The sequence below is a fragment of the Alkaliflexus imshenetskii DSM 15055 genome (genome assembly GCF_000517065.1).
In the GTDB taxonomy this organism is placed as follows: Bacteria; Bacteroidota; Bacteroidia; order Bacteroidales; family Marinilabiliaceae; genus Alkaliflexus; species Alkaliflexus imshenetskii.
This window is the reverse complement of sequence record NZ_KI912105.1, coordinates 1,627,986-1,653,703: the sequence shown is the minus strand read 5'-3', so window position 1 is coordinate 1,653,703 and position 25,718 is coordinate 1,627,986. Positions and strand designations below refer to the sequence as shown.

The window sequence follows — 25,718 nt, the reverse complement described above, 5'->3', positions numbered from 1 at the left end:
CAAAAGTAAAAGATTTTACACGGATCCAGCTTTTTTCGACTAAAAATGTAAGGCGGTCAGGAGCGATGTTGTATTTTTGTGCAGATTCTACAAACAATTATATGAAGTTATTATACGATGCCGGAATCCGGTTATTTTCTCTGGCCACCAAACTGGCCTCACCATTCAATGAGCGTGCTGCGCTCATCAACAAAGGCCGTTTACAAACCTGGCAGAAGCTCTCTGCCATCGATTGGTCAGGCGAGGTGATTTGGGTGCATTGTGCTTCACTGGGTGAGTTTGAGCAAGGACGCCCACTCATCGAAGCCATCCGAAAAGAGAATCCTAACGTAAAAATTGTACTTACTTTCTTTTCTCCGTCGGGATATGAAGTGCGCAAAAGCTATAACATGGCCGATGCAGTGGTGTATCTTCCCTCGGACACCAAAAGCAATGCACTCCGATTCATAAAAACAGTAAATCCTTCAAAGGTATTTTTTGTAAAGTATGAGTATTGGTTTCATTACTTTAACGAGTTGAAGAAAGCAGGTATTCCACTTTACATGGTGTCAGCCATTTTCAGAGATAATCAGGTGTTTTTCAAATCTTATGGTGCATGGTTTCGCAAGATTTTGGGATGCGTCACCAGATTTTATGTGCAGGATGAAAAGTCGGAGAAACTGCTTCACAGCATTGGGCTTCAGAATACCGTTGTGGCCGGCGATACGCGATTCGACCGGGTATCTGCCATTGCAAAGTCGGCTGCAGATGTGCCAGTTGCAGAGGCTTTTTCAAAGGATGCGCGGGTGCTTGTGGCAGGCAGCTCATGGCCTGCCGATGAGGCCATTCTGGCCGACTACATTAATGGTGCGCCTGCCAATGTAAAGTTCATCATTGCGCCCCATGAAGTGCACGATGGTCATGTATCTCAACTGGTAAAGCGATTCACCGTGCCTGTTGTGCGATTTTCACAGCTTCAGGGCGAAGTGCCATCCAGCGCCAGAGTTTTAATCATCGATACCATCGGGCTGCTGTCATCCATCTATCGTTATGGCAGTGTGGCATATATTGGTGGTGGGTTTGGAAAAGGGATTCACAATACGCTGGAAGCTGCCACCTACAACATGCCTGTAATTTTTGGTCCCAACCACAAAAAATTTAAGGAAGCTGTTGATTTACTTAGCCTTGGCGGGGGCTTCACCATTGCCAATCAAAATGATTTTAATATGGTAATGGCGAAATTATGGGATGCCCACGCTTCAGAGAATCTCATACAGGCCGGACAAGCTGCCGGTGCTTATGTAAAGAGCATGTGTGGCGCCACACCCCTCATCATGCGTGAGATCTTAGGAGCGTGACACCTGTAGGCCAGCCATACTCAGGCGCATATCCACAAACCGGGCGCGGTTATTGGGTGGCTCACTTGTCAGCACCTCTTTAATGCGTTGGGCTGCTGAGGCATCTTTGGCACATATCAGCAAGTAACCGCCACCGCCTGCACCCAGAAGTTTTAATCCATAAGTCAGGTCGCTTATTTTGTTGATGATGCTTTGTATCTCAGGTGTGTTCGTGCCGGGGTCAAGCAAGTTGTTTAACTGCCACGAATGGAGTATCATTTTTGATGTGGCTTCATAATCGCATTTTTGAACCGCTTCATACGTGGTGACGGCGTGGGCTTTTATGGCGTCCAGAATTCTAAGGCGCGAACCTTCATTTAAAAACATACCGCGTACAATTTCTGAAAGGATGTTTTTTGCCACGCGGGTGATGCCGGTATAATAGAGCAACCAGTTTTCGCGGTAATCCGGCAGGTTGAAGAGCAGATCGGGCAGCCAGTTGGCTGTGATGTCTGATTGTAAGCCCGGTTGTGAAGTTAATAGTTTGATGCCCGGATAAATACCGCCGTACTGATCTTGCCATCCACCGCCTGTGGTGAGCATTTGTTCCAGAATGAGTGTTTTATGGCAGATGGTCTGGTTGTTCCAGCTCAGTGCGCAAAAATCTGAAAGTGCACCCATGATGGTGGCGGCCAGAATGGAGCTTGTTCCAAGACCGGAACCTTTGGGAATCGCCACCAGCAGTGACACTTCAATGCCGCCACCAAATGCCTGAAGTTGTGTTTTCAGTGAACTGAATTTTTCCCGACAGTAGTCAGGATGAAACCCTGCCAGACACAATGCGGCTTTGGGTATCGAAAATGCGGAACCTACATTGGCATAATCACCCAGTTCTTCGTACGTGGTAATTTTTTCTGATACGCCGTTGTCGATGCTGCGTAAGGTTATGTCAGGCTGGTCTGACAAGCGCACGAATACCTGAAGAGGCGGCTGACCGTTGAGGTCAACAGCCAGATTCACCACTGCTCCGCCCGACTGAATGCAATAGGGTGGGGTGTCGGACCATCCGCCGGCCATGTCGAGCCGTGCTGGACTGCGTCCCCAAACAATCTGGTCGGGAAATACACTGAGATTTGGTAATTCCTGGTTTTCTCCGGTTTCCCTGATAGCATCCTGGAGCACTTTATACGCCATCAATTCGTTGGCACCAGCTATTTTCCCATTTATCCGGTCCACTTCAGCGCGCAACATCAGGTCGCGTGCTCTGGTCAGTGGTGACTCGTCGCTGTCAGGGAGTGATGGCAGCGGGGCTTTCCCTTCCCCAAAACCAATGGCCAGTGCTTTCAAATCGGTTTGATAAAAAACGCTGCGTTTGTGGTTTTCGGCCAACTTCGGTATGGTCTTCCATGCAAATTTGTCGCGCATGGCAAACAGCCGGCTCAAGTTGGCCCGGGCGCTTATCTGGTTGGCCGATAACCGTTCGCTGTGAAGCCAAACTGCCGCCATTGTTTCCGAAAGGGGTTCATGCGTCAACATCCAGTTAACCAACTCCTGATTGAGCGTTTTGCCATCCACCACCGGAAATAATGGTGTGTTTTGGATGTCTTCCTGTGGATTTATGCCCGATGCCTCGAAAGTGAAAGTGCGTTCGGCGAGCCATTGTGACAATGGGATGCCCATCCATGCGGCAACCGCAGCTTGTCCACTAAAGGCATCGTCCATACCGTAAGGGCGCAGACAGAATTTATCCTCATCCACTGGAACCACATCCAGACAGATGCCCGATGGCAGGTTGATATGCCAGTTGTTTTCAGGAATTCCGGTTAGGATGTGGTGATGGTTTAGTTGCCATGAGGCCGGAATGTAGCTGTTCTCAATCCAGACATGGTGATTTTGGCTGTTGAGGGGCATTTCAGTTACTGCGTTCTGCACAAACATTGATGGATGCGGCTTTACGCGATGATGCCAAATGGCACGCTGATCCTTCACCTGGTTTTGAATTTTTTCGGTGGAGGTGATGAGCTCCAGGCTTGTGCCGTAATGATAGAATTCTCCTTTGTCCAGTGGCACGATGGCTACCGATAATTCTGATATTTCACCATCGGAATTTTGGGGCTCGGTGCCCAGGCAGGTGCCAAAGGTGCTGTAAAGGTCATAAAAATCGGGGGTGCCGTTTTTGAATTTAGCATCATTCCACCCACATTTTCGCATCAGAACCTGAACGGCCTTATCGCTCAAAATCCAGATGCCAATGTCCATCATAAACAGATGGCTGATGGCAAGGTTTTCAATCAGGTTGTGCGATGGCTTTTGGAGCATGAAACTCAGTTGGCCGGTATTGTTACGAGGGGTGAAAAATACGCCGTGTCGCGAAGCCAGGTGTGGGTCTACCCAGATACCCAGACATACCACATCGGCCTTGGGAAGCGCATGTATCGGCGATTCGTTCAGTATAAGCACATCGCCGCTTGCAATCAGGGTGTTGCTTTGAGTATCCGAAGCCAGCATCAATTGCTGATACAGTGGCAACTGCAAATCCAGAAGGTTCTGATGCAGGTTTTGGCCTCTGCTCCAGCGAAACACCGGAATGGGCGTAAGTAATTTGCCGGAAGGTGCATAGGCTGGCAAGCGTCTGCTTTGCCCTCCGGCATGAATAATTATTTTTTTTCCGAATGACAAATAGCTGTCAAAGCGCTTATGTCCGGATTTTTGGTAATGATTTGCCAAAAGCCAGGCGGTGCCGCCTCCCGAGCCTACCTTTACACCTGCAGGGTCGGCCAATACCAACCGGTTCTCTTTTCCCTGCGGAATAAGTTGGTCGAAAACGGATACCAGATTCTCCGGAACTGAAAGCAGCGTTTGCATGGATGAAGATTTAAATTATATGAGGTTTGTTGATATGTTGTATGCCAGAATTTTCGTTTCTCTTTTTGGTGTAGAGTCTAATTCGCCGGCAGTTTGGCAAATTAATAAACAAGGGATTCTTTTTTCAATAAAATAGCTAAATTAACATTTTGATGTAATTTTGATTGAATAAAACATGATATGGCTATCTACACTGAAGAGATAATATTGATTAAGGATCTGAAGGCCGGTCAAAAGGAAGCTTATGAGTTTCTTTTTAAGAAATATTATTCTGCGCTGTGTCATTATGCCAATAAATACCTGAAGAACGACCATGCATCTGAAGATGTTGTTTCTCAGTTGTTTTGCACGTTATACCTTCGTAGAGACGAGATTGTAGTTGGTTCGCTGGCTCCATACTTATTTCGGGCTGTACGCAATTCAGCAATTAATTATTTAAGGGACAACCGCCAGCATATTTCTCTCGATACAATAAACAGTGTTTCTGGACCAGGTGATTATCATTTCGAAGTTCAGGAGGAAATGTCAGGCTCTCTTATGGCTCAGGAAGTAGAAGAGGTTGTTAATAAGGCGCTGGAAACACTACCAGAACAATGTCGTACTGTTTTTATGCTGAGCAGATTCGAATCACTAACCTATAAGCAAATAGCTGAGCAGCTTGGGATTTCTGTAAATACAGTTGAAACACAAATGTCCAGGGCTTTGAAAAAGCTTAGATCGGCACTGGGCAGTTATCTTACCTTATTTTTATTTTTAATTCATTCGGGAATACACTAATTGTCTAAGAAGCTCTTTAGACCTGTTTCTGTTTTTAAGAAGATGGGAAGTGATGAGTTTTTTTTCATTGTATTCGCCTGACTGTCATTGTATGTTAAATATTGTGATATTTTTTCATTGTTTCTTGTGGCGGTAGAATCGATTGTTTGTGTCTATATAGAAACAATAATAGTGAATCACCTGATAGGCATAGTCTGAGTTAATTGTCAATGTTTAATATTTGGTTATGGATGTGAACGAGAAAGATTGGGAGCGGTTGGTCACCTATTTTAGTGGAAATGCATCGGATGAGGAGATGCGGGATGTTGAAGCTTGGACCTCTGAGTCGCGTCAGAACAGGCGATATTTTGATGAGGTTCGTGAGGTGTGGTGCGCTACCGAATTGGCCAATAAATCCGACAGGTTTCAGCCCGGACCTGCATGGCGTACTTTTAGCCGTTGGTTTGATTTGCAGAAAAAACATGAGAACGCCATTCGTTTTCGTCAAACACTGTGGGGCATTACACGTTATGCCGCAATGGTGCTGTTGACCTTAGCTGTATCGTGGTTTTTATTTCATCAAAACAGTAAAGAGGATTTCACGGGGTTTGTTGTTGAAGTTCCTTATGGCCAGAGAAGTAATGTTGTTTTGCCTGACGGTACCCGTGTAGCGCTCAACTCTGGCACCACCTTTCGCGTGATTCATCTTAGCGATACCGAGCGAAGAGTTCATTTGTCGGGTGAGGGTTTTTTTAATGTGGCACATGACAGTCGTAACCCATTTGTGGTTGAAACGCAAAATTTTGATATACGGGTGTTGGGCACTTCCTTTAATATAAAGACTTATAAGGATGATAATTTGGCTTCTGCATATTTGGTTGAGGGAAGTGTACAAATTGAAATGCCTGGTATGAATGCCGTAAAAATCCTTCCAGGCGACAAAGTAGAGTTTTTAGGTCAGGGCCAATTAAAAACCATCAAAGGATTGGACGAGAGAGCAATATTATCCTGGCAGGAAGGAAGGTACATTTTCCGACAGGAGAAATTGGCCGATATAGCCCGTACGTTGGAGCGGGCTTATGATATCCGCGTTGAGTTTGAAACCGAGCAGGTGAAAGAAGAGCGTTACACCGGAAGCCTCGACGTAAACGAACATGTAACAGATGTGATGAATCGGCTTGTAATAACCTCTGGTTTTCCTTTGAGATATCGCTTGTCAAACAGGGTTCTTACAATATCTGCCGATTATCGCTAATTAAGTTTTTTGATTCTATCACTTTAAATATAACGGTATGGGATAAAATCAAATTGAAAAAAATGGAGAGTGCCTCCACACTCTCCATCCGGATTATGCCTCCACATAATCCAGTGTCGAAAATAACAAGTCAGGAACGACTTTATTATTCACCTAAACACGTTCAAATTTATGAAAAAAAAACGGTGTTGCAGATTTAATCTGCATGCAAATGTTACGACCAAAACTTTGAAGGTCATGAAACTACTATTTCTGTTTGTGTTTGTTTTGAACATTAATATGCTGGCTGTGTCAGTGTATGCCCAAAACAACAAGTTAACGATTGAAAGTCGAGGGGCTTCCTTGGAGGATGTTCTGAAAAAGATAGAAGAAACATCTGGTTATGAATTCTTCTATCATGTGGATCGTATAGATTTGTCCAGAAAAGTGGACATAAACCTGAAAAATGAAGAGGTTGAAAAGGTACTGGAACAGTTGCTTCGAGAAACTGGGAGCAGTTACCGGATAGTTGGTAAGCATATACTAATCACCTCCGATGAGGAAGTAGCAGGAAAACCTGCGATTCAGCAATCTGGGAAAACAGTTTCAGGGAGAATTACGGATAGTTTTGGTAATTCGGTGCCCGGGGCTACAATTATCGTGAAAGGCTCCGCTACAGGAACCATTGCTGACTCAGATGGATATTTCTCTCTTTCAGGTTTGACAGATGAGACGGTGCTGGTATTTACCTTTATTGGAATGAAATCGCGTGAAGTTATCGTTGGAAGCCAAACCACACTTAATATAGTGCTTCAGGATGACATACTTGGCTTAAGCGAAGTGGTTGTGGTAGGATATGGGACGCAACGCAGGGCTGATATTACAAGTGCCGTTTCTGTAATTACCGAAGAGGCTTTTGAATCGCGCCCTAATACGCAGTTTGGAAACCTAATTCAGGGGAAAGCTGCGGGTGTTCAGGTGCTGATGCCATCAGGAAAACCATCTGCAGGTTTTAGTATTCGCGTGAGGGGAACCAGTTCTATATCAGCTAATAGTGAGCCTTTGTATGTGATTGATGGAGTGCCTACTTCGGATACCCGCGCTGTAAACCCGGCAGACATTGAGAGCATCACCGTGTTAAAAGATGCTGCTTCAGCGGCCATATATGGCGCTCAAGGTGCAAATGGTGTAGTGCTTATTACCACAAAGAAAGGCCAAGCTGGAGCACCTAAATTTGAGTTTAGTTCTTATCAAGGGTTTTCAAGTGTTTGGAGAACGCTCGATGTGTTAAACAGTGAACAGTATCGGGATCTGATGTATGAACTTGGCCGAAATACGGATTGGAGCCGATACACTGAAAATACTGACTGGCAAAAAGAAATCTTTCAGAACGGACGTTCGCAGAATTATCAGTTTTCCGTGTCGGGGAAAAATGAGAAAACGTCTTATTATATTTCTGGAGGCTGTAAAGGGGGTAAAACGAATTGTACAAACCGCCAATGATTGAATGCCGCAGAAACAGGCAGATTCACAAGATTGTTGTAAAAACGAATTGTGCAAAACAGTTTAATTAAGTTTAATATGGGTTTAATTACTTAGGGGTTAATATAGCCCCTTTTTTTACACTCTTTAATTGCTGACTAAATGTAGACCAAATGCTTTATTTATCAAGGTAAAACCATCAAAAAAACGTTCTCCTGATGCCAAATAAACGACCCTGCTATTACGCCAAATACGTTACTCTTGAATAACTCGCTTTATCGCTCTGTTGTTTGATTGGGGGGACAGTTGGGGGGACAGTTGGGGGGACAATTTAACCGTTTTTGTCTGCTGAGTGTTATATCCAGATGGATAGAAGAGTGTTGAGTTTGTTGGATTCTGCTTTGAGTTTGGGCGGGTATGATGCAAAAAGCACGCATTAACATCATTTAAATTATCAATGTAAGTAAATGTTTATTAGGTGATTAGGTGTAAATCATGATACCCAAAACAAAGGTGGTTGTGTGCGGATTTGAGTAAAATGCGTTTTAGTTTATTTGAGAAGAGAATAAAATAATTACTCTAGAAGTAGTCATTCAGCAATATTCCCTTTTAGAGATTGTATTACTTCCTTTAATCGGCCAATTTCTTCGCACAAAGATTCAATTTTCTGGTCTTTTCTTTCGATATACAATATGAATGATTGAAGGTTAAAGTCATGAGATGCATTACGATTGGCGGGATCTTGTATTTTAAAAGGTTCTGACACAACGGTATTTTCGTCTGAAAACAGTTGATAAGGAGAATCAGAGACTCTATTTTCTTGTTGGCAATACATTTCGCCAGAACCATTTATTAGCCATTCTACATTTACATTACCATAAGCGGCGAGAAATTTCGCCAACGTGTCTTCGGTGATTCCGGTATCACTCTCCAAAGTCCCTCTACTTATACCAGTTATAGCATAGAACTCTCTTTTACTGATGCCGAGCTCAGATATAAAGAGCAAAATTCTTTGCTTTATTGGCGAAATATTTTGTTTTTTCTCTTGCAACTGGCGAAATATTTTGTAGTTTTGTGTTAATGTTAAAACAAATCTACGATGATTTATGGATGAAAATCAACTTTTAAACAAAAAAAAATATGGTGATATACGAGTAGTAGCAGAAATGATTGGCGAAACTCATAGTAACACCGACAGAATATTGCGCCGGCCAGGGGCTCGAAAACACAAAAAAGCGATTGAAGCCTTAAGAAAGATTATCGAAGCAAGAGAAGAGTTATTGATGTCCTTGGGTGATGATGAATCTAATTGCTAAGTATTTAATCAATAAGTTGACAATTGCTTCACTATGCCAAACAGATAGTAAACTCAACCATTCGTACTCCTCAAAAAATGACTGGCTATGTTCGAGTTAATAGATAATACACTGTGTGTTCCTGCCAAAGTTTTGTATGATGACTTGGAGTTGTGTTCTTATGATAACTACAAGAAAATGGTTGTCAGAGATAAACTCAAATTAGTGGTAAGAGGTGGCAACGGACGACGTGCTATGATAGATTATGCCAGTATGCCAGAGGACTTAAGGATGCGCATAAGGAAAAATTGTGCAGGTAAAAGTCCTTATGAACTTGCCTTGCAAAACAGAATTAAAACTTTGATTGAACAGGATTTAAACGCGTTGGAATACTTTAATGGTTATGTGAAGCCGGATGGAGAACCACTAAGTGTAGAAAAGAGACGAGAGTACAATGCGAATGCTAATGTGCTGAACGCAATCGATTTGTTTATAAAAACAAAGAATGCATGGCGTCGCACGATGGGAGGTCGGAAACAGAACATGTGGGATGCCATATCAGAGATGGTTAATGATATTCGTTCAGATGAGATTCCTCATAACCTACCTAAGAAACCACGCCCATTGCGCAATAAGTTTGACAGGTATATGAAAGAAAGCTATCCCTCACTGGTGCATGGCGGTACCGGCAATGCGAACACAGAAAAACTCACACCTGTGGCAAAGGCATGGTTGTTGGCTCGCTGGGCATCGCCTATAGAGAAGCTAACCATGACGCAACTATGGGAGGAGTTCAATTCACTGGCCGATGAGCGCGGATGGAAAGCCGTAGATGACCAGAAAACAATACGTAACTACATCTATCAGCCGGAAATAAAAGAACAGTGGTATGGCCACCGCTACGGCGAACTAAAAGCTAAAGAAAAATATGGCTATCAGCACTCAACCAAATTGCCAACCATGCGCGACAGTTTGTGGTACAGCGATGGAACAAAGCTGAACCTCTTTTACATGGAGGATGGTAAAATACAAACCACACAGGTTTACGAGGTAATGGATGCGTACAGTGAGGTGTTTCTCGGTTATCATGTATCAAAAAGCGAAGATTTTTCCGCACAGTTTTCGGCCTTTAAGATGGCTGTTCAGTTTTCAGGCCACAGACCTTACGAGTGCCGGTACGACAACCAGGGAGGACACAAGAAGTTACAAAGTGGCGATTTCCTCACAAAACTAAGTCACCTAAGCATACGCACGCAGCCATATAACGGTAAATCGAAAACAATTGAGAGTGCCTTCGGACGTTTTCAGCAGCATTTTTTGAACCGCAAATGGTCTTTTACAGGACAGAATATCACAGCTAAAAAGCTTGAAAGCAAGGCTAATTTAGAGTTTATCCTGGCAAACAAACACATGCTGCCCTCTTATAACGAAATGATGGCTGAGTATGTGAAGCTTCGCAACGAGTGGAACCATGCACCACACCCACTCACAGGCCGTCCCAGAATCGAGATGTACCTGGAAAGCCATAACCCAAAAGCACCGGCCATAGGGTTTATCGAAATGGTTGATTTGTTCTGGATTCAGCGCGACAACACAGTTATGTACACCGCTTATGGATTAACCATTACTGAGAAAAAGCGCAAACATACTTACGTCAAATACGATGAAAACCGCATGCCAGATATGAAGTGGCACCGCTCCAACATCGACCGCAAATTTATTGTGAAGTTCGACCCCGAGGATATGAGCACCATTTGTGTGTTTAAAGAAACGCCTACCGGCTTGCAATATGTAACAATATTAGACGAAAAAATCACAGTTCACCGTGGCAAGCAGGAGGCCGAAGCGCACGAAGCTTCATTCCTGGCACAGGTAAACAATGCCAACAAAGCCGCTCGCATAGCCACACGCGATAAAACCAATGAAGTACTGGAGCAATTTAACCTATTACCCGAACAACACGGCTTGGTGTCTCCGGCACTAAAAGGCATTGAAAGTGCTAAAAGGAACCCGAAAAAACAAAAACGAAAAGTGGCAAAGATTGATATTGGCGAAATAGAGAAAGCCATTAGCAACGAAGTGCCCGATTTGAATGACGAGGAAAAATTGTATAGCAAACTATATTAAAAACCCGAACCCCCGCGATATTGGTGCCGCACACCACGCGAGGGTTCAACTAAACATCGCAAAGTTATGATGAATGAAAAGGAAAAACAAGCAATTGCCACAAAACTGGCATGCTATGTAGAACGGTTCGAGAGCCAAAATAAGGCGTCGAAGAGCCTAAAAAATGTGAGCTCGGCCACCATCTCACAGGTATTAAACTATAAGTGGGATTTGATTGCCGATGAGATGTGGCGCAATATAGCCAGTCAGATTGGTTACAGTGCAAGCGAGTGGGTCTCTGTTGAGACAGGCGATTTTAGATTGCTCAACACTATTTTAGAGAGGGCACGAAACAGCAGTACCGTATTTGCCGTGGTAGGCGATGCCGGAACCGGGAAAACCTTTGCATTGCGCAATTATGCAGAAACACACAAAAGAGCCTATCTGCTGCAATGCAATGAGTTTTGGAATCGCAAAACCTTTATGCAGGAGCTACTCTCAGCAATGGGTCGCGATTATTCCGGTTACACCGTTAACGAGATGATGGGCGAAGTGGTAAGAGCACTTAAAACCCAACAACATCCGCTCATAATAATGGATGAGGCCGATAAGCTCAGCGACCAGGTATTATACTTTTTCATCACCCTTTACAACCAATTGGAAGACCATTGCGCAATAGTATTATGCGCCACTGACCATTTGGCAAAACGCATCAAACGAGGGCTCAAACTCAATAAAAAAGGCTACAAGGAAATCTACAGCCGCATTGGGCGAAAATTTATCGAACTGGAGGGATTAAACACATCAGACATCACATCCGTTTGTGTGGCCAATGGCATTACAGATAAAGTACGCATACGTGAGGTGATTGAAGACAGCGAGTATGATTTGCGCAGAGTAAAGAGAAAAATACAAGGTCTTAAATATGTTCTTAGCGCCTGATTAAACAGGCATTAAACAGTGTTATAAATGGCAAACCAACGAGCAGTAAGTATTAAAGAACTTCAATCAAAGCGGTTTAATTCGATGCCCTTTGATGGTGAATTTGAGGCGTGTTTTGGAAGGCCAGAGCGAACAGGATGTTGGATTATTTCTGGGCCGCCTGCCAATGGAAAAACCAGATTATCTGTAAGGTTGGCTAAGTATATGACGCGCTTTGGCCGAGTGGCATATGATAGTATTGAGGAGGGGTTAAGCTTGTCACTACAGAAAGCATTCATAGAAGAGGGAATGGAAGATGTTGAAAATCGAATCCAGCTATTAGATAAAGAACCCATTGATGAATTAGTGAAGCGGATAAAAAAACAACGAAGTCCCGATATCATGTTTATCGACAGCTTGCAGTTCACGTTCAAAACCTACGCCCAACTAAAGAAAATTATTGATGAGAACCCCCGGAAACTCTTTGTATTTATCTCACATGCAGAAGGCAAACAGCCTGCCGGCCGTGTTGGTAAAGCAATCGAGTATCTGGCTAACGTTAAAATACGAGTTGAAGGCTTCAAGGCCTTTGCAAAATCTCGGTACGGCGGCGGCGAGCCTTACACCATTTGGGAAGAGGGAGCCGCCAGATATTGGTAACAATAAACATGTATCATGAAAAAGCTTGCCGCAAAAAATCAACTTATACGCTTGTATCATACACTTGCCACAAAACTCAATATGAGTGATGAGGCTCGGATGGGAGTGCTTGCGGCCTTTGGCGTGGAGAGCTCAAAGGAAATGACCATAGACCAATTGCAGGAGGTTTGTAGGCTTCTTAAACAGCAATTAAACAACGATTCAGACAAATGGCGCAAACGTGTAATGGCTTCGATTTATGGCTACTTGCAATTAACCGGACGAAAAGCCAATACAGAGTACGTGAAGGCTATTGCAATGCGCAGTGCGGGTGATGGGTATGCCAGTTTTAACCAGATTCCGGTAAGCAAACTAAAGGTTCTTTATTACGCTTTTCTGGATAAGCAAAAAACGCTCAAGCGCACCGGCGAGCTGATGAATGACGATATGGATTTTATGCAATTTCAAAACTAACCTTATGCAAACAGATGAAATAGTAACACGAGCCAACAACATTGAGGCTGCAATATGCAATCGCACAGGATTGAGCGGTGAGGATTATCTGATGCTCTTTTTTGAAACAGGATGCGAAACTGCAGAGCGGTTTTATGTTGAGAGTGGCATAGAGTTTCAGGGCTATAACGCAAAAGATTTTATGACATCCAACGTGTTTTGGTACTGGTGGGCACAATCGTTTATGCGTGGATGTGAATTGTTTCTTCACACTACATTTAAAAGGGTTAACATCTTGGAAGTGTTTCTCAAGAAAAATCCCTGGCCCACAAAAGAAACTTACGAGAAAATAATCATGGAGTTAAACCTAAAGAAACAACAAAATGAACAAAGAGCAGCGACACCAAATGAGGCTACAAGGTATAGAACCATTGCGAGCTCAATATGACCCGCGCAAAGGAATATGGCGAATAGTTAAATACACCATAACCGGAGGCTGGGCAAAATTTGGCGCGTCAACCGGGTACCCGAGTAAAGCTGCCGCCGAAGATGCCATAGAGCGATTATGCAAAGCAATGCCTTCGATGTATGTAAAAGACTAAGAAAATGGAAGATACAAAGCGAAATAGGCTCAGATATCGCCTTCATCACAAACTAAGAAAACACGGCTGTAAGATTGTGACAAGCCAACGTTATGTCGTGAAACAGTCGAGAGAAATGACCCCAATTGCTGAAAAATACTGTAAGCAACTTATATCAATGGGATATTGTGTCCAGAACCCAATGTTCGAAGTATAACCTTTAAAAATTTTGAAAATGATAGATGTAAGCACCATCAGCCCCCAGGAGCGGGCTAAACTAATGGAACAATTACAGGCGCAGGAACAGGCCGAAAGGGAACACCGCCGCAAAGAGCGCGAGAATTACCGCGACCTGGTTGCAAAAACAGTAAGCGAAAACATTCTGAAGCTTCAGAACATCTCATCGCTGTTGAGCCGCGCCAAAGCCGATGTGTTTAACAGTTTCACCGCCTTGTTAGAGTTGAAAAAAGACCTCTACAACTATAAAGACGGGCAGCAATCACACGCCTTTACTGATGATGCCGGGCACACCATCACCATTGGATGCCGGGTAGTTGACGGATGGGACGATACCGTGGAGGCCGGTATAAGCAAAGTGAACAGCTACATAGAAAGCCTGGCAAAAGATGAGGACACTGCAAAGCTGGTGCGCATCATTCAGAACCTGTTAAAAAAGGACGCCAAAGGCAACCTTAAAGCAAACCGTGTTCTGGAGCTTCAGAAAATGGCCGATGACATCAACGATGAAACATTTCGGGATGGCGTAAAAATCATATCCGAAGCTTACAAGCCGGTGCGTAGTGCCTACTTTATCGAAGCATCGGTAAAAGACAGTATCGGAAAAGCACAAGGGGTGCCGCTCTCTATTACAAGTGTTGATTTCCCGGAAGGAGAAAATATCAATACCGATGCGCTATGACAACTTTTGAGATAATAATACTGGCAGGAGCTGTGCTTGTTTTAGCGGTGTGCATCATTGGCGACATCAAAGCATCCAAACGACCAAACCAACCTACACACCATCGTCCCGAACCATGGGATAAAACTTATGAAGACTAAAAAAAGCCGGTGCGAGGCAGCGCACCGGCCATTTTGGAACAGCAAACGCCCATAACAGGCAATTAAAACACGAATGTATGAATAAATCAGATACAAATAACAAGCCACTTTCATCGCAAGAGTTGCATGACAGGCTTACCGAAATAACAGAGAAATTAAAAATGTTAAGGCTCCCCGCAATGCCGGGCGAAGCTTTTAACCGGACACTGCGCAAGCGGATAAAACTAACCAGGGAACGCGTTGAGATATACCGAAAACTTGAAAAGCTATGACACTACTATCTCTCTTTGGCGCAAAGGACGTCAAAAACTTTCGTTATGTTCTTGTGAAACACACCCCTGACGGCAACCTCTATTTTAGCAGGTGCATAAAAGGTGTAGCAGATTTTACCCTTGACCGTACCCGCGCATGGCGGTTCGACACACCTGAAGAGGCCGCCAAAGCTCAACGCTCTCTAGGAGTTTTTTATCGGGGTCTGAGCATAATTGAAATAGATTACAACACAAAACACATCGCTAATGAAATCTAAAATATCAGTATTCATCACCGGTTTTATTCAGGTGTTTTTTGTGGTGGTAAACACCTACTTCACTGCCAAAGCAATCTATTTAGGTGTGTTCTTAGCCTCCTTTACCATTTCGCTGGTATGGACACTAAACGTGAAGCGCACCGCCCTGGGCACTTGGGCTGACCGGTTTCTATATGCCGGAGGTGCATCGGTTGGCGCAGTAAGCGGACTGGCAAGTGGAGCTTTTATACTTGATTTTTTAACCACGCTGTTTTAGCCAACGGTAAATGTTTGTGCAGTTGGGGAATAGAAACCACTGCACTGTCAAAACAGTAGTAACTTAATAAATTGTAAAACAGATGAATACACCACAAAAACCCCAATTGCATAAACATAGTGTTAGCATTTCGGCTTTTTCTGTCCATGAATTAAGAATAGGAAGTCTTTTAAATTATGATACAGGAGAAGGAATTTCTCACACTATAATTGATTGGCAAGATTTGAAATGGTTAACTGAAAATCCAGATGATTTTAATAAAAACCATTCGCCAATCTTACTAACAGAAGAATGGTTGTTAAAGTTTGGCTTTTCCGATAAGGATTACAAAAACGGCTACATAGGCAAAGATTTTAAAAGCGGTGGAATGATTTTAGATTTTGTATTATCAAAACCTTTTGAAAAAGGCGAATGGAATGATACTTATACTTTCGGTTTTGAAGGTCATCGCTTTATAAAGTTAAAATATGTCCATGAGCTTCAAAATTTTTATCACACTATAACTGATGTGATGCTGTCTTTAAGCTGAATGCTAACGGTTCGCAGGTTTATTTAGTTGCGATTTTAAAACGATGAAGTATGAATAAAGAAGAAATTTTCAAAGAAGCAGATAAGATTATTAATAAGCACAAAAGCAAGCAATTGAATAAACCTGTTGTTAACGGTTCGTTGCTTATACGTTCACTTAGTTTGCTCGAAGAAATGATAGACAACCACGATGCTGATGCTGTTAGAATGACAGATGCGCATTACACAGAAGTAAAGAAATTGATAAAAGATATTAGGCGCACAAAACATCGCAAGAGGAACCGCCACCAGCAGTGTATAGCGACGTTTTAATGCGCTATACACTTTGTTGGCACATTAACCCAATTAAGATGAAGTTTTTTGAACCTTTTTCTTAAATATTCGTATTTAAATATTAGTTTAACCCTTTATTTTATTAGATATGAGAAATTTATTTGCAATTGTTAGTGTCTTGTTGTTTTTAGGATGTTCTACAGATACTGATGAAATAAACTTAATAGAAGGAGACCCTACAGTGTTAATCGTTACCGTTGAATATGAAATGGACTTAATGGCTAACAAAGTGAAAACTGGAGATAGTGGCTCAAATGTTTACTATTTTGAAAACTTTGAGTTTCGAACACTAAACGGAGGTGATCAGGAAGGGTTGTTTACTGTTCATTACAACTATGTTGGTGAAGGTGTTTTTAAACATGTAACGACAGGAGATGAAGTAATTTACACCAAGAAAGGGATAGCTGACGCCTTGGGTAAAGTTAAGTTTACAAACACCCCCAGAAGCAATCATACCGTTGTTGCAGAAAGCAATAATGTTAATGGGAAAAAGAGTTGGGTTGTGGTAAACACCAAAAATTCAAACAATGTTAATTTTTTTATGAAGTAAACATTCTTTTCAGATACATAAAAAGAGGCTGTCTAAAAAGGCAGCCTCTTTTTAGTTTTGTTATATTTGTATAAAGACTTACAAGCAAATGGCCTATAACCACAAAAACCGACTGTTACGCATCATAAAAATACAGGAGATAACGGTTGAACACACTCGTAACGGCGTAAGCCAGGAGCATGTTTACCGGTCATACATCGCCCCGGCCTTTGCCATTAGTCGCCGCACCTATTACAAATACCTCGCAACCAATGCCAAAAAGGAGCTTTCGCAAAAAAGCTACAGTACACATTAATCTTCAAATACAGTACGGTAGGTTATCTCATATTGAAATAACCCATGCCGATTCCGCACTTTACCTTGCTTTATGCGGCTTAATGCCTCAAACTCTTCCGTATCAAACCCCTGCAAAGCCTTATGCACATCACCAATTATATCATAAGGTGTAAGGCTTAAATCAATCACGTGTTCAGGTGTATTGGCTGATGTTGGCCCAGGGTTGTCAAACACCAAGGTTACTGAAACAGTGCCCCTACACAGCTGTATTTCATCTGCCAAACTTTGGCAGTCGCCAATGTCAATATTTATTAATGCAGCTGGCAAAGCAATAGCCGGTCGCGAAGCTGAATTCATCTGGTCTGTATCCATATCAATCCAACGCAGTTGACTTATCTCTGCTTTCAGCCTGTTTTTAATCGGGATATAAATTCTTTTCATGCCTTTAAACATTTATAAAATGGTTTTTAAATATTGCTGAATGCGCTCAATCAGCCTTGTTGCCAACTCATTTGCATTACCCATGAATTGGCGTTGCGGAATGTTCATTTGTCTGGTATGCTGCTTCACATCCTGTCCGTTTTTGCGCCGAAAAGGATTGATAGTTACTGAGCCATTGAATCCTTCGTTGTGTGGTCGGGCGTAATCAACCTTATCATTTCCGGCGCTAATCACTACGCGTTCAGGTGTTATTATAGCCGGTGTTATGCTGTTTTGCAAGTTGCCACTTTCAATCATTAGCGAACCTGTGGGTTTAGGTACTCCATCTTTCCAAGGATTACCATCAAAACTTTTGGTTCGAAATGATTCTTTGAAATATTCAGTAGCCGTTTCTGCTACCAGGTGTGACACATCATCCATTACCCTGTCGGGTAATTGCTCCAGGTACTTTTCAAGGTCGGCAAATGTTGACATATCGGTGAATTGTGTTTATATTTGTACCAGTTGGCAGTGCGGGTAAGGAAGTTCCATAAACCACGGGAGGAGGGGCACTGACAGCTGAATAAGACCAGCGTATTGCCAACAATCCCGATTAAAAAGAGAGGTAGTCTAAGGCTGTCTCTCTTTTTTGATTAACAATCCCTGGCGCAACTGGAGAGCCTTGTTATTATTCTCGTTAATAGGAAACCATGTTCGTATTCTGTAAACACTTCCATGCTTTACCTCAGCAATTGCTACCACGCTCACATTGTTGTAATACTTGATAAAACTGTATGTGTTCAGATTGTTTTTGGTGGTAGTTATCCACACTTCATCTGGCTCTTTTAAGGCATTTTTCAATGCCGGAAAATAAGCAATACGTTCAGAGTATTTGTCCGCATGCCCGGACAGATAATCAGCTTCAAAAAATGCAATCTTCCTGTCATTGAAATCACGGAAGAGTATTGCATCCCCCTCATGTTCCATGTTGTTTAAGAAGCTCTTTGCATCACCTTTATACGGCTCGTAACTATCTGTTTTATTAGCCCTGTTCTTTTCAAAGGAACCAAGACCAAAAGTCCTAAAGTTTACATTCTTTAAAAGCTTTTGAGCCTGTTGTGGGAATTTAGCAATATAGTTCTGATTGGCAGTAAAAATTTGTGCCGTAACAGCCTTGTTTCCGCCGAACCCCTGTTTATCAATCTTATCCCACTCTTTCGACTGCAGGTATTGGTCAACCTTAATTTGGTTCGCCTTGATGTTTACAATACCTTCCACCTCATGTTTCATTCTTGGAATTACATAGCAACGGCATTTCCATCCATTTGGAGGCCAAATTTTTTCCCATCGCGGGTCTCTGTAATGCAAAATAATTCCGTCCAGCTTTTCGTGCTCCTTCCTTACTTTATCATCACCAACTGTTTTGTATTCCCAATAGGGGAAAAGGTTTGATTTCGCGATAAGCCTGTGATAATTTTCTGATGAAGACGCAACATTAGTAGCTGTCTGATACTCTGTGCGCTGCCATTTCTTGTTGAAAACATCAACCTCTTTTGAAGCCTTTTGGTGAAATTCTTCAAACGATTTGCTTTCACGGTAAAGTTGGTTAAGAAGCCTGATTTCGGCAATGGTTTTGGCTGCTGAAAACTGAAATACATTCAGTTCCTGAGCTGTGCGAAACGCATCATTTTGGTATTGATATACAAACCCAAAATCAGCCATTTGCTGGGGCTTATCGTCCAGTGCTTTAATAAGGTCACTGCTGATGAATTGGAACAGTTCCACATCAAAGGTTTGTTTGCCGTCAATACGGCCAATCAGGCGGTCATTAAAATCGCCGTCAATCAGTTGCGTGAGATGGTTTGCGGTAGCCCCGGTCAGAGCCGGGGCGTAGGCGAAAAAATCCCACAAGCGCAATAAAAATGAGCGGTCACTGTTTTTAACCTCTTTTTTGTCCGCATCAGGCTCCTTTCCCTTTGGCTCCGATTGTGGTTCCTGGATAACAACTTGAGGTTGTTGGTGCCTTCTGGCTATAGGCTCACCATCTTTAGGCATTGGGATGGCAAATTTTTCATGCAGGAACAAAGCCGGTATTTCCATGATGTCGCTCAATTGCACTATCTCATTTACATCAAGCTCCCTGGCAGCTTTGGGAAAAACAAACCAGCCTCCTTTAACTGGGAAGCCTCTTTTCTCAAGTATAGGCAATACCTTTTGGTTGAGTACACGCTGAACAAAACGCAGGTCGCTTCTGTTTTTTCCCTCTTCCACTTCTTTGTGCACTTCGCCCAACGACCGGGCGCCCTTTTCACCCTGCACGGTAGTGAGTGTTTGCCCAAGTATTGAAATCAAAATCTCCTCATTGCACGCTTTGCGAAAGTCATTAAAGCTTGTGCCGCTGCTACCGTTACCGGTATTGTTTACAGTTTCAACATCCGTTTCTTTTGGTATTACTATCCAGGGTGCTGAGCCTGCTTTTTTCATTGCTTCTTCGAGGAGTTTTCGGCTCTCTGGGTCATGGCTTGAATATTTGCCCACACGTTGGGGCATGCCAAATATCTCCAGCCATTGAGCGTAATCACCAAATCCGCCGCGTTTCCAAATTGCAAATGGTGCAGTTTTCAGGAATAACCCAAAGTCTCTTTTTTTGCCAAGCACCAAAAGGTTGTCATCAAGTGAATAGGGAATTCCAGTTTCGTCCGTATCATTAATGAGAATGATTCCGCGAGATACATCAATATGCTTCTTGGGAATTTCGGTCACTTTGAATCCCTGTGAAAAGTCGAACTCTACACCTGCACGCCCCCAAAACCTGACATGCATAATTTGAGTTATCAGCTCTTCAAAATCAAGTGTGTCCATTAAATCAACTATTTCTGATACCTCTTCGCCTCTGGCATTTTGAAACACCAGCTCACTATTAGTTACAGCCTCTATTCGCTTACTTACAGCATCGCTTAATGTACCATCGATACTTAAGTCCTCGTATAGTTCAAATAGCTGTTTTAATCTTCCGTTGTCAGCACTTTGAAGTGCATTGCGCCACAATCCCACGTCACTTGTTTTACGCTGAGGAGGGCGCACAATTAGCTGGTTAATTACCAGCTTTTGTTGGTCTGCTGTTTTCTTTGCCATCTCTAAAAATGTTGATTGCGTTTTGGATTGCTTCCATGAATAATGCCTCCTGTTGGTTTTCCGTCAACAATTGCTCGCGGCAGGTCTGGTGAAACTTTTCCGCTCTGAACAGCTTTTAACCAATCTACAGCACGTTCGTATCTATCTTGTCGCAATTGCATTTCAGTGCCTGCATTGCAAAGATTAATAAAGTGCCACACTGCAATATCTTTAACAAATATCAACAGCAGCATATTACGCATGTTTCCTGAAGCAGAAAATATGGCGTCTCGGTCATAGTCGGCCAAATACCCTCTGGCCTCTTGCACGGCTCCGTCAATGGCAGCCATAACCAAAGCCTCATCATCACGTGCAATCACGTTGATGTTCTCCTGATACAGGTGTGTTTTTAATTCATCAATTGTGAGAAACATATCCTAAAAGCGTTTATTGTTAGCGGCCTTTTGGCCAATGCTGAAATTGCCTGGAGATAACTCGGCCATTTTTTGGTTGATAACCCACACACCTCCCTCTACACAATCGGGGCCATCAGCCGGAGCGCTCAGCTTTGCGTCAAGCATTAAAAACTGGTCTTCTAGCCTTTGCATGTGTGGGTTACTTTTTTCCTTTTCATTAAGAATGAGTTTGCCCATGCGGTTCAGTGGCTCTAGATTGCCCTCGATGCGGCTAAATTTGTCTGGTTTTTTGCGTGTGTCGGGCACTATGCCTATAAAGCCCCGTTCCTTTGCAGCAGTGGCAAACAGTGGAATAAACACCTGCTCATAGAATGGATCTTGTAGCGTGTTATTTTCGATGTAATTATACACCTGTGTTTTGTCGCCCACTGCGCTTTTAATGTCATAATACCACTCAACAAACTCTGCATTGGTAGGGTGGTCGAGAAATCCGGTTACCACGTAATATTTGTCTTGATAAAATCCGATAAGAAAATTTGCCTTGAAGGAGCCTTTTTTGTTTTTACTGTTGCTGGGTGCAGGGTCGCCATAGGCAACCAGGAACTTAAACCGGTTAAGTGGTGGTACTGTGCCCCACACCATTTCGGTAAACACATCCCCTTCACTCACCGGATTGTTAAAATACTCTTGCTGGGCTGCAATGGATGATATAAGGCTTAGTATTTTATCAATGTCAGTCTCGCTGTTTTTCTGTGGCCAGGAGCTTTTACCATCTTTGTCTCTAATGTTTACCACGTCAACGTGGTCGGCTTTCTCCATAGCCCTGGTAATACAGCAATCTTTTGCTATTATATTGCCATTAAAGAGTATCCTGTAATTTCCGCTTACTGACACAGTTGGGATAAGCGCTTTTTCAATCCACGCCCACTTCTTCTTGATGCGGTCTGGATTTCGGCATTCCTCATCCGTGTCAATATCATCAACCAATATGCCGTCAGGCCTTATTTCTTCATTTCGTGTTCCCCTTGGAGACTGTCCGGCACCAAGGGCACGAAAGGCTACACCTTGCAAGGTGGTAAACTCACCTGTCTCCCAGTTGCCGGGCTTCTCTTGTGTGCCATAATCGTTTATTAATCGCCCGTTACTTTCAAGGTTCAGCATAAACGGCATTAATAGTCGCTCTGCATTATCCTGGCTATTGCTAATCAGAAGAATATTTCTAAGCTTTCCTGTCATGGCCAGCTTTGTAAACTCCATCATTGCGCGGGCTGATTTAGCGAGCTCGCGACTCCACGCACGTACCTCGTACCACCGGTTGTTTACCATAATGCGCTTAGTGGCTCTTTTATGGAAGGGAGCAGGTTCGTTTTTATAATACTTGGGAAAGTAATACTTGAACCACGCTTCATCATCGGCTTCAAGTTTTGCAATACGAGCACGCTTGTCCGCTTCCGACTCATTGTTGTCTACCATGGTAGACTCCATAATTTCTTTTCGGAACTCCTCCCAATTACTGAGAGCTGCACGGTCAGCTTGTTTAATTCTCTTTTTGGCCATTACCTGATGCGTGTTTTAATGAATGAATCCATAAGGGGCACTAAAGTTTTTGCCATTTCAAGGTTAAACGTGCGCAGCCAATTGGTAAACACCCGGAAGCTTTCAACCAGGTCGCTCACACCAACATCAGTCTCCATCTTTTCGATGGCATTGGCCAGTTTACCAATCGAATCAGCCTCAGAAGGTGTAGCAAACCGCTTACCGTCTTCTCTCTCCAGAATTGACTTGTTAAGCTCGGCAATTTGGCGGTAGAGATTTTTAAGTTGTTCCTCCTTTGTCAAAGTAATGGACACCTTCATTTCCTCCCAGCGCTCCTTTTTTACCCACTTGTTAATGGTAACAGCACTAACACCTACCCTTTCCGCAATCTCTTTTTGAGTTAGGTTTTCTCGAGTGTATAACTGTTGCGCCCACTCCTTCTTTTGATTGTTCGTTAGTCCTGACATCTGTTTTTGTGGCTAAACTACATTATGAGCCTGTTTTTTGGGAAAAGCAGTGCATACGTTGCACTGATTAGTGCATGCGTTGCACTACTTTTTGTAACGCTGCGAGCGGTTATTTTTCTTAGCCGGAAAAAGAGCGAGACATGCCTAAAAAATCATTCATACTTCACGATGAAACTCTAAACACCCATGGTTTTAGAATGCTGACCGATGGTGCTGACCTTACCGAGTTTCTTAAAAACCCCGTGATGTTATATAACCATGACGACTGGTCACTACCGATTGGACGATGGGAAAACATTCGTAAAGAGGATGGAAAGATATTGGCCGACCCGGTTTTCGACCTCAAGGATGACAGAGGCAAACAGGTTTCACAAAAAGTGGCCGATGACTTTTTACGTGCTGCAAGCATTGGGGCATGGCCTCCCACTGAACTTTCAGACGCTCCAGAGCACATGTTGCCGGGTCAAAAACATCCCACTGTAACCAAATGGAAAGTGCGTGAGGCCAGTATTGTTACGATAGGAGGCAATCACAACGCGCTTGTGTTTTACGACCACAAAGGCAACAAAATGGATCTAAAAGACCCATCTCAGCTGATAAAGCTTTTCGATTTGCAAGAACCAACTAAAAATAAGATGAGTGTATTGTTAAACAAAATGTTAAATCTGGCCGACAACGCGCCCGAAAATGAGCGTGAACAGGCCGTACAGGCGTTGATTAACCGCAACGTGGAATTGACCGACAACAACACAGAACTAACCAGACGTCTGGAAGAGTTCCGTCAAGTTGAAAAAACCAAAGAAAAGGCTAAGGCCATCTCTTTAACTGATGAGGCTATTAAAGATGGACGCATTAATGCCGATGCCCGTGAGCATTTTATTAAGCTCTTTGATTCTGATTTTGGTCAGGCTAAAGCCATCCTTGAAGGTTTGCCAAAACGTCCCAGCGTGACACAGCAAATTGAACAGCAGCAAAAGACCGAACTCTCCGATATGCAAAAAGCCTCATGGGATGAGCTGGACAAAAGCGGCAGACTGGTAATGCTTAAAGACAAGCACCCGGACTTGTATGCCGAAAAGTTTGAGAAAAAATTTGGAAAAAAACCTTAGCCCGGGCAACGTTTTTTTTCGCAGTTAAAAACCTTTTAAAAGACCAATAAAGATGGCAATTCAAAGAGAGATTTGGATGAGTTCTATTGTGGAAGGCCTTTTTGCCGACAATAGTTTCTTGTCAAAAGCATTCAGTGCGGATGAGTTTGTTAACCAAGGACGCACTGTTCACATACCCAATGCAGGAGCTGCTTCCGGAGTGAAGAAAAACAGGACTGAGTTCCCGGCAACTGTCGAAACACGTACCGACATTGACCTCACGTTCAACTTGGATGAATACACTACTGACCCAATCCGTATTCCGCATGCCGATACGGTTGAGTTAAGTTACAATAAGCGTGAAAGCGTGATTCGAACTGATCGCGCAAAGCTTCACGAGGAGGTTGCTGAGGGGATTCTCTACGCGTGGCTTCCTGCAGCAGCAAACACCATTCGTACTTCAGGCGCTGCAGTAGGTGCACACGTGCCTGATGCCACGGGCGACCGCAAGTTAATCACGAAGGCGGATGTTCGCAAGGCTATGAACCAGTTCAACAAGCAGAACATTCCACAAGAAGGCCGTTACATGTTATTGGATGCCGAAATGTACGGACAGTTGCTCGACAGCTTGACTGCCAATGAGGCACAAGCATTTCATAGCAATGTAGATGTGAAAAATGGCATCGTGGGCAAACTTGACAGTTTCAACATTCTGATGCGCAGTCGCGTAGCCAGATACACAGCAGCTGCAGCTAAAAAAGATTGGTCGGCCAACGGCGCTGGAACCGATGTGGCCGCAGCACTGGCGTGGCACCACAACAGTGTTTGCCGTGCACTTGGTGAAATCAACGTGTTTGACAGTGAGAATGACCCGTTGTACTACGGCGACATCTACTCATTTCTGTTGCGTTGCGGCGGTAGAGCCATGCGGAATGGAAAAGAAGGTTTGTTGGCTATTCTCCAGGACTCTGCCACATAATAAAGAAATCACTCAAGGGGCAGTGATTAGCAACTGCCCCTTTAATTTCCTCGCTTCATGAAAACTTCAGAGAAAGGCGTACAACTAATAACTACTCACGAAGGCTTAAAGCTTAATGCCTATGTATGTCCGGCGGGCGTTTGGACGATTGGTTATGGACACACTCGCACCGCCAAGCAAGGCATGACAATCACAAAACAAAGGGCAGAAGAACTCTTGAAAGATGATTTGCAAACTGCTGAAAACGCCGTCAACAATCAACTGTTAAGACTCAGTCAAAATCAATTTGACGCTCTTGTTAGCTTTGTTTTCAATGTTGGTCCTGGTAATTTCCGAAAGTCAACACTCCTTAGCATGATTAAACTAAATGCCAACAACCCTTTGATTGCTGATGAATTTATGCGTTGGCATAAAGGTGGTGGCCGCGTATTGCCAGGGTTGGTCAAGCGGCGTGAGGATGAGGCCAACCTTTACTTTGGGAGGGCATAAGTATGGGACTTGGACTGTTTGAAATTATTA

30 protein-coding genes are annotated in these 25,718 nt (G+C 43.3%); 22 read left to right on the top strand and 8 right to left on the bottom strand.

The genetic code is table 11. The annotated features are described in order from the left end of the window. The first annotated feature begins 101 nt into the window (after nt 1–101). Nucleotides 102–1,337 carry a 3-deoxy-D-manno-octulosonic acid transferase gene (locus ALKIM_RS0106750; RefSeq protein ID WP_026473977.1) on the top strand — a complete coding sequence of 412 codons (1,236 nt, stop codon included), beginning with the start codon at nt 102–104 and terminating at the stop codon, nt 1,335–1,337. Here the strand turns inward: ALKIM_RS0106750 and ALKIM_RS0106745 are convergent. Continuing rightward, a complete protein-coding gene (locus ALKIM_RS0106745; protein ID WP_026473976.1) occupies nt 1,326–4,181 on the bottom strand; it encodes a bifunctional fucokinase/fucose-1-phosphate guanylyltransferase in 2,856 nt (951 codons plus the stop codon). The genes ALKIM_RS0106750 and ALKIM_RS0106745 overlap by 12 nt on opposite strands. A gap of 180 nt (nt 4,182–4,361) precedes the next feature. Here ALKIM_RS0106745 and ALKIM_RS0106735 point away from each other — a divergent pair, with 180 nt between their 5' ends. From ALKIM_RS0106735 to ALKIM_RS0106725, 3 genes are all read left to right on the top strand, one after another. Next, entirely contained in the window at nt 4,362–4,958 is a 597-nt protein-coding gene (locus ALKIM_RS0106735) for an RNA polymerase sigma-70 factor (protein ID WP_026473975.1), read from the top strand. A gap of 226 nt (nt 4,959–5,184) precedes the next feature. Continuing rightward, on the top strand, nt 5,185–6,192 hold the full coding sequence (locus ALKIM_RS0106730) for a FecR family protein (RefSeq protein ID WP_026473974.1): 1,008 nt from the start codon (nt 5,185–5,187) through the stop codon (nt 6,190–6,192). Between the two features lie 237 nt (nt 6,193–6,429). After that, on the top strand, nt 6,430–7,674 hold the full coding sequence (locus ALKIM_RS0106725; protein WP_026473973.1) for a SusC/RagA family TonB-linked outer membrane protein: 1,245 nt from the start codon (nt 6,430–6,432) through the stop codon (nt 7,672–7,674). 568 nt (nt 7,675–8,242) lie between these two features. Here ALKIM_RS0106725 and ALKIM_RS19190 read toward each other — a convergent pair. Next, complete coding sequence (locus ALKIM_RS19190; RefSeq protein WP_052345453.1) at nt 8,243–8,704, bottom strand: helix-turn-helix domain-containing protein; 462 nt, start codon at nt 8,702–8,704, stop codon at nt 8,243–8,245. Nucleotides 8,705–8,759: 55 nt separating this feature from the next. Here ALKIM_RS19190 and ALKIM_RS0106715 point away from each other — a divergent pair, with 55 nt between their 5' ends. The 15 genes from ALKIM_RS0106715 to ALKIM_RS0106645 all read left to right on the top strand — a co-directional run bounded on the left by ALKIM_RS0106715 (nt 8,760) and on the right by ALKIM_RS0106645 (nt 17,198). Further along, the gene (locus tag ALKIM_RS0106715) at nt 8,760–8,969 is read left to right on the top strand and encodes a hypothetical protein (RefSeq protein WP_026473972.1); all 210 of its coding nucleotides are present in this window, start codon (nt 8,760–8,762) and stop codon (nt 8,967–8,969) included. Between the two features lie 87 nt (nt 8,970–9,056). After that, entirely contained in the window at nt 9,057–11,075 is a 2,019-nt protein-coding gene (locus ALKIM_RS17840; RefSeq protein ID WP_052345452.1) for a DDE-type integrase/transposase/recombinase, read from the top strand. 66 nt (nt 11,076–11,141) lie between these two features. After that, nucleotides 11,142–11,996, top strand: coding sequence for an AAA family ATPase (locus ALKIM_RS0106705; RefSeq protein WP_218916678.1), 855 nt, complete (start codon nt 11,142–11,144; stop codon nt 11,994–11,996). Nucleotides 11,997–12,023: 27 nt separating this feature from the next. Beyond that, nucleotides 12,024–12,635 carry a DNA repair protein RadA family protein gene (locus tag ALKIM_RS0106700; protein WP_026473970.1) on the top strand — a complete coding sequence of 204 codons (612 nt, stop codon included), beginning with the start codon at nt 12,024–12,026 and terminating at the stop codon, nt 12,633–12,635. A 15-nt stretch (nt 12,636–12,650) separates the two neighbouring features. Then, nucleotides 12,651–13,088, top strand: a complete 438-nt coding sequence (locus tag ALKIM_RS0106695; RefSeq protein WP_026473969.1) for a phage protein GemA/Gp16 family protein — start codon at nt 12,651–12,653, stop codon at nt 13,086–13,088. Nucleotides 13,089–13,092: 4 nt separating this feature from the next. Next, the gene (locus ALKIM_RS0106690; RefSeq protein WP_026473968.1) at nt 13,093–13,515 is read left to right on the top strand and encodes a hypothetical protein; all 423 of its coding nucleotides are present in this window, start codon (nt 13,093–13,095) and stop codon (nt 13,513–13,515) included. Nucleotides 13,516–13,883: 368 nt separating this feature from the next. Next, entirely contained in the window at nt 13,884–14,567 is a 684-nt protein-coding gene (locus tag ALKIM_RS0106685) for a DUF3164 family protein (RefSeq protein WP_026473967.1), read from the top strand. Next, nucleotides 14,564–14,707, top strand: a complete 144-nt coding sequence (locus ALKIM_RS19840) for a hypothetical protein (RefSeq protein ID WP_157363816.1) — start codon at nt 14,564–14,566, stop codon at nt 14,705–14,707. The genes ALKIM_RS0106685 and ALKIM_RS19840 overlap by 4 nt, the downstream gene beginning before the upstream one ends. A gap of 77 nt (nt 14,708–14,784) precedes the next feature. Further along, nucleotides 14,785–14,979 (top strand): hypothetical protein, encoded by a 195-nt coding sequence (locus tag ALKIM_RS0106675; RefSeq protein ID WP_026473966.1) that lies wholly within the window; start codon nt 14,785–14,787, stop codon nt 14,977–14,979. Beyond that, complete coding sequence (locus ALKIM_RS0106670) at nt 14,976–15,236, top strand: hypothetical protein (RefSeq protein ID WP_026473965.1); 261 nt, start codon at nt 14,976–14,978, stop codon at nt 15,234–15,236. The genes ALKIM_RS0106675 and ALKIM_RS0106670 overlap by 4 nt, the downstream gene beginning before the upstream one ends. Next, nucleotides 15,226–15,492 (top strand): hypothetical protein, encoded by a 267-nt coding sequence (locus tag ALKIM_RS17835; protein ID WP_052345451.1) that lies wholly within the window; start codon nt 15,226–15,228, stop codon nt 15,490–15,492. Before ALKIM_RS0106670 ends, ALKIM_RS17835 begins: the two co-directional genes overlap by 11 nt. An 82-nt stretch (nt 15,493–15,574) precedes the next feature. Beyond that, complete coding sequence (locus tag ALKIM_RS0106660; RefSeq protein WP_026473964.1) at nt 15,575–16,021, top strand: hypothetical protein; 447 nt, start codon at nt 15,575–15,577, stop codon at nt 16,019–16,021. Nucleotides 16,022–16,071: 50 nt separating this feature from the next. Continuing rightward, nucleotides 16,072–16,332, top strand: a complete 261-nt coding sequence (locus ALKIM_RS0106655) for a hypothetical protein (RefSeq protein ID WP_026473963.1) — start codon at nt 16,072–16,074, stop codon at nt 16,330–16,332. Between the two features lie 109 nt (nt 16,333–16,441). Next, on the top strand, nt 16,442–16,903 hold the full coding sequence (locus ALKIM_RS0106650; RefSeq protein ID WP_026473962.1) for a hypothetical protein: 462 nt from the start codon (nt 16,442–16,444) through the stop codon (nt 16,901–16,903). 88 nt (nt 16,904–16,991) lie between these two features. Then, nucleotides 16,992–17,198 carry a hypothetical protein gene (locus ALKIM_RS0106645; protein ID WP_026473961.1) on the top strand — a complete coding sequence of 69 codons (207 nt, stop codon included), beginning with the start codon at nt 16,992–16,994 and terminating at the stop codon, nt 17,196–17,198. On the opposite strand, the gene ALKIM_RS0106640 is transcribed toward ALKIM_RS0106645, so the two are convergent. The 6 genes from ALKIM_RS0106640 to ALKIM_RS0106615 all read right to left on the bottom strand — a co-directional run bounded on the left by ALKIM_RS0106640 (nt 17,195) and on the right by ALKIM_RS0106615 (nt 23,132). Beyond that, the gene (locus tag ALKIM_RS0106640; protein WP_157363814.1) at nt 17,195–17,620 is read right to left on the bottom strand and encodes a hypothetical protein; all 426 of its coding nucleotides are present in this window, start codon (nt 17,618–17,620) and stop codon (nt 17,195–17,197) included. The two genes, ALKIM_RS0106645 and ALKIM_RS0106640, sit on opposite strands and share 4 nt — an antisense overlap. Nucleotides 17,621–17,632: 12 nt before the next feature. Continuing rightward, the gene (locus ALKIM_RS0106635; protein WP_044117786.1) at nt 17,633–18,094 is read right to left on the bottom strand and encodes a phage virion morphogenesis protein; all 462 of its coding nucleotides are present in this window, start codon (nt 18,092–18,094) and stop codon (nt 17,633–17,635) included. 135 nt (nt 18,095–18,229) lie between these two features. Then, nucleotides 18,230–20,734 (bottom strand): phage head morphogenesis protein, encoded by a 2,505-nt coding sequence (locus tag ALKIM_RS0106630; protein ID WP_026473958.1) that lies wholly within the window; start codon nt 20,732–20,734, stop codon nt 18,230–18,232. Between the two features lie 2 nt (nt 20,735–20,736). Then, entirely contained in the window at nt 20,737–21,147 is a 411-nt protein-coding gene (locus tag ALKIM_RS0106625; protein WP_026473957.1) for a phage protein Gp36 family protein, read from the bottom strand. 3 nt (nt 21,148–21,150) lie between these two features. Continuing rightward, entirely contained in the window at nt 21,151–22,686 is a 1,536-nt protein-coding gene (locus ALKIM_RS0106620) for a hypothetical protein (RefSeq protein ID WP_026473956.1), read from the bottom strand. Next, nucleotides 22,686–23,132 carry a helix-turn-helix domain-containing protein gene (locus ALKIM_RS0106615; RefSeq protein WP_026473955.1) on the bottom strand — a complete coding sequence of 149 codons (447 nt, stop codon included), beginning with the start codon at nt 23,130–23,132 and terminating at the stop codon, nt 22,686–22,688. The genes ALKIM_RS0106620 and ALKIM_RS0106615 overlap by 1 nt, the downstream gene beginning before the upstream one ends. A gap of 140 nt (nt 23,133–23,272) precedes the next feature. Between ALKIM_RS0106615 and ALKIM_RS0106610 the strand changes: the two genes are divergently transcribed. Genes ALKIM_RS0106610 through ALKIM_RS0106600 form a run of 3 tightly spaced genes read left to right on the top strand, consistent with a single transcriptional unit; the run spans nt 23,273 to nt 25,688 of the window. Then, entirely contained in the window at nt 23,273–24,241 is a 969-nt protein-coding gene (locus tag ALKIM_RS0106610) for an HK97 family phage prohead protease (protein WP_026473954.1), read from the top strand. Between the two features lie 52 nt (nt 24,242–24,293). After that, a complete protein-coding gene (locus ALKIM_RS0106605; RefSeq protein ID WP_026473953.1) occupies nt 24,294–25,199 on the top strand; it encodes a P22 phage major capsid protein family protein in 906 nt (301 codons plus the stop codon). A 57-nt stretch (nt 25,200–25,256) separates the two neighbouring features. Continuing rightward, nucleotides 25,257–25,688 (top strand): lysozyme, encoded by a 432-nt coding sequence (locus ALKIM_RS0106600; protein WP_026473952.1) that lies wholly within the window; start codon nt 25,257–25,259, stop codon nt 25,686–25,688. The last annotated feature ends 30 nt before the right edge of the window (nt 25,689–25,718 follow it).

Bases quoted from the DNA above. Each gene is read 5' to 3' on its own strand.
- ALKIM_RS0106750 (WP_026473977.1), top strand. From the start codon at position 102: ATGAAGTTATTATACGATGCCGGAATCCGGTTATTTTCTCTGGCCACC.
- ALKIM_RS0106745 (WP_026473976.1), bottom strand. From the start codon at position 4,181: ATGCAAACGCTGCTTTCAGTTCCGGAGAATCTGGTATCCGTTTTCGAC.
- ALKIM_RS0106735 (WP_026473975.1), top strand. From the start codon at position 4,362: ATGGCTATCTACACTGAAGAGATAATATTGATTAAGGATCTGAAGGCC.
- ALKIM_RS0106730 (WP_026473974.1), top strand. From the start codon at position 5,185: ATGGATGTGAACGAGAAAGATTGGGAGCGGTTGGTCACCTATTTTAGT.
- ALKIM_RS0106725 (WP_026473973.1), top strand. From the start codon at position 6,430: ATGAAACTACTATTTCTGTTTGTGTTTGTTTTGAACATTAATATGCTG.
- ALKIM_RS0106715 (WP_026473972.1), top strand. From the start codon at position 8,760: ATGGATGAAAATCAACTTTTAAACAAAAAAAAATATGGTGATATACGA.
- ALKIM_RS17840 (WP_052345452.1), top strand. From the start codon at position 9,057: ATGTTCGAGTTAATAGATAATACACTGTGTGTTCCTGCCAAAGTTTTG.
- ALKIM_RS0106705 (WP_218916678.1), top strand. From the start codon at position 11,142: ATGATGAATGAAAAGGAAAAACAAGCAATTGCCACAAAACTGGCATGC.
- ALKIM_RS0106700 (WP_026473970.1), top strand. From the start codon at position 12,024: ATGGCAAACCAACGAGCAGTAAGTATTAAAGAACTTCAATCAAAGCGG.
- ALKIM_RS0106695 (WP_026473969.1), top strand. From the start codon at position 12,651: ATGAAAAAGCTTGCCGCAAAAAATCAACTTATACGCTTGTATCATACA.
- ALKIM_RS0106690 (WP_026473968.1), top strand. From the start codon at position 13,093: ATGCAAACAGATGAAATAGTAACACGAGCCAACAACATTGAGGCTGCA.
- ALKIM_RS0106685 (WP_026473967.1), top strand. From the start codon at position 13,884: ATGATAGATGTAAGCACCATCAGCCCCCAGGAGCGGGCTAAACTAATG.
- ALKIM_RS19840 (WP_157363816.1), top strand. From the start codon at position 14,564: ATGACAACTTTTGAGATAATAATACTGGCAGGAGCTGTGCTTGTTTTA.
- ALKIM_RS0106675 (WP_026473966.1), top strand. From the start codon at position 14,785: ATGAATAAATCAGATACAAATAACAAGCCACTTTCATCGCAAGAGTTG.
- ALKIM_RS0106670 (WP_026473965.1), top strand. From the start codon at position 14,976: ATGACACTACTATCTCTCTTTGGCGCAAAGGACGTCAAAAACTTTCGT.
- ALKIM_RS17835 (WP_052345451.1), top strand. From the start codon at position 15,226: ATGAAATCTAAAATATCAGTATTCATCACCGGTTTTATTCAGGTGTTT.
- ALKIM_RS0106660 (WP_026473964.1), top strand. From the start codon at position 15,575: ATGAATACACCACAAAAACCCCAATTGCATAAACATAGTGTTAGCATT.
- ALKIM_RS0106655 (WP_026473963.1), top strand. From the start codon at position 16,072: ATGAATAAAGAAGAAATTTTCAAAGAAGCAGATAAGATTATTAATAAG.
- ALKIM_RS0106650 (WP_026473962.1), top strand. From the start codon at position 16,442: ATGAGAAATTTATTTGCAATTGTTAGTGTCTTGTTGTTTTTAGGATGT.
- ALKIM_RS0106645 (WP_026473961.1), top strand. From the start codon at position 16,992: ATGGCCTATAACCACAAAAACCGACTGTTACGCATCATAAAAATACAG.
- ALKIM_RS0106640 (WP_157363814.1), bottom strand. From the start codon at position 17,620: ATGAAAAGAATTTATATCCCGATTAAAAACAGGCTGAAAGCAGAGATA.
- ALKIM_RS0106635 (WP_044117786.1), bottom strand. From the start codon at position 18,094: ATGTCAACATTTGCCGACCTTGAAAAGTACCTGGAGCAATTACCCGAC.
- ALKIM_RS0106630 (WP_026473958.1), bottom strand. From the start codon at position 20,734: ATGGCAAAGAAAACAGCAGACCAACAAAAGCTGGTAATTAACCAGCTA.
- ALKIM_RS0106625 (WP_026473957.1), bottom strand. From the start codon at position 21,147: ATGTTTCTCACAATTGATGAATTAAAAACACACCTGTATCAGGAGAAC.
- ALKIM_RS0106620 (WP_026473956.1), bottom strand. From the start codon at position 22,686: ATGGCCAAAAAGAGAATTAAACAAGCTGACCGTGCAGCTCTCAGTAAT.
- ALKIM_RS0106615 (WP_026473955.1), bottom strand. From the start codon at position 23,132: ATGTCAGGACTAACGAACAATCAAAAGAAGGAGTGGGCGCAACAGTTA.
- ALKIM_RS0106610 (WP_026473954.1), top strand. From the start codon at position 23,273: ATGCCTAAAAAATCATTCATACTTCACGATGAAACTCTAAACACCCAT.
- ALKIM_RS0106605 (WP_026473953.1), top strand. From the start codon at position 24,294: ATGGCAATTCAAAGAGAGATTTGGATGAGTTCTATTGTGGAAGGCCTT.
- ALKIM_RS0106600 (WP_026473952.1), top strand. From the start codon at position 25,257: ATGAAAACTTCAGAGAAAGGCGTACAACTAATAACTACTCACGAAGGC.